The 1,721-nt window shown below is 52.4% G+C and carries 1 rRNA gene; it reads right to left on the reverse strand.

Annotated elements, in window-relative coordinates:
• Nucleotides 1-9: 9 nt before the first annotated feature.
• Nucleotides 10-1,562 (reverse strand): 16S ribosomal RNA (locus tag KI743_RS21015).
• Between the last annotated feature and the right edge of the window lie 159 nt (nucleotides 1,563-1,721).

Raw genomic sequence — 1,721 nt, forward strand, 5'->3', positions numbered from 1 at the left:
ATCTTCGTATAAGGAGGTGATCCAGCCCCAGGTTCCCCTAGGGCTACCTTGTTACGACTTCACCCCAGTCATGAACCACAAAGTGGTGAGCGTCCTCCCGAAGGTTAAACTACCCACTTCTTTTGCAGCCCACTCCCATGGTGTGACGGGCGGTGTGTACAAGGCCCGGGAACGTATTCACCGTAGCATTCTGATCTACGATTACTAGCGATTCCGACTTCATGGAGTCGAGTTGCAGACTCCAATCCGGACTACGACGCACTTTTTGGGATTCGCTCACTCTCGCGAGTTGGCTGCCCTCTGTATGCGCCATTGTAGCACGTGTGTAGCCCTACTCGTAAGGGCCATGATGACTTGACGTCGTCCCCACCTTCCTCCGGTTTATCACCGGCAGTCTCCCTGGAGTTCCCGACATTACTCGCTGGCAAACAAGGATAAGGGTTGCGCTCGTTGCGGGACTTAACCCAACATTTCACAACACGAGCTGACGACAGCCATGCAGCACCTGTCTCAGAGTTCCCGAAGGCACCAATCCATCTCTGGAAAGTTCTCTGGATGTCAAGAGTAGGTAAGGTTCTTCGCGTTGCATCGAATTAAACCACATGCTCCACCGCTTGTGCGGGCCCCCGTCAATTCATTTGAGTTTTAATCTTGCGACCGTACTCCCCAGGCGGTCTACTTAACGCGTTAGCTCCGAAAGCCACGGCTCAAGGCCACAACCTCCAAGTAGACATCGTTTACGGCGTGGACTACCAGGGTATCTAATCCTGTTTGCTCCCCACGCTTTCGCATCTGAGTGTCAGTATCTGTCCAGGGGGCCGCCTTCGCCACTGGTATTCCTTCAGATCTCTACGCATTTCACCGCTACACCTGAAATTCTACCCCCCTCTACAGTACTCTAGTTTGCCAGTTTCAAATGCAGTTCCGAGGTTGAGCCCCGGGCTTTCACATCTGACTTAACAAACCACCTGCATGCGCTTTACGCCCAGTAATTCCGATTAACGCTCGCACCCTCCGTATTACCGCGGCTGCTGGCACGGAGTTAGCCGGTGCTTCTTCTGCAGCTAACGTCAAGAGATGCCGCTATTAACGACACCCCCTTCCTCACTGCTGAAAGTACTTTACAACCCGAAGGCCTTCTTCATACACGCGGCATGGCTGCATCAGGCTTGCGCCCATTGTGCAATATTCCCCACTGCTGCCTCCCGTAGGAGTCTGGACCGTGTCTCAGTTCCAGTGTGGCTGATCATCCTCTCAGACCAGCTAGGGATCGTCGCCTTGGTGAGCCATTACCTCACCAACTAGCTAATCCCACCTAGGCATATCTTGACGCGAGAGGCCCGAAGGTCCCCCTCTTTGGCCCGTAGGCATCATGCGGTATTAGCCATCGTTTCCAATGGTTATCCCCCACATCAAGGCAATTTCCTAGGCATTACTCACCCGTCCGCCGCTCGACGCCGTTATCGTTCCCCGAAGGTTCAGATAACTCGTTTCCGCTCGACTTGCATGTGTTAGGCCTGCCGCCAGCGTTCAATCTGAGCCATGATCAAACTCTTCAATTTAAGATTTTGTGACTCAATGAATACTGATTACATTCCCTATTCTTACGAATAGTGACTGTGAATTGACTGTGCGAATGAACCCTTTGGGTCTACCGTCACCATATTCGGTTGCGATGCCCATTCAGGGATTAGAAGTACAGATTCAAACTCATTCAGCCA

This window comes from Vibrio sp. D420a, from assembly GCF_030248625.1.
In the GTDB taxonomy this organism is placed as follows: Bacteria; Pseudomonadota; Gammaproteobacteria; order Enterobacterales; family Vibrionaceae; genus Vibrio; species Vibrio fortis_A.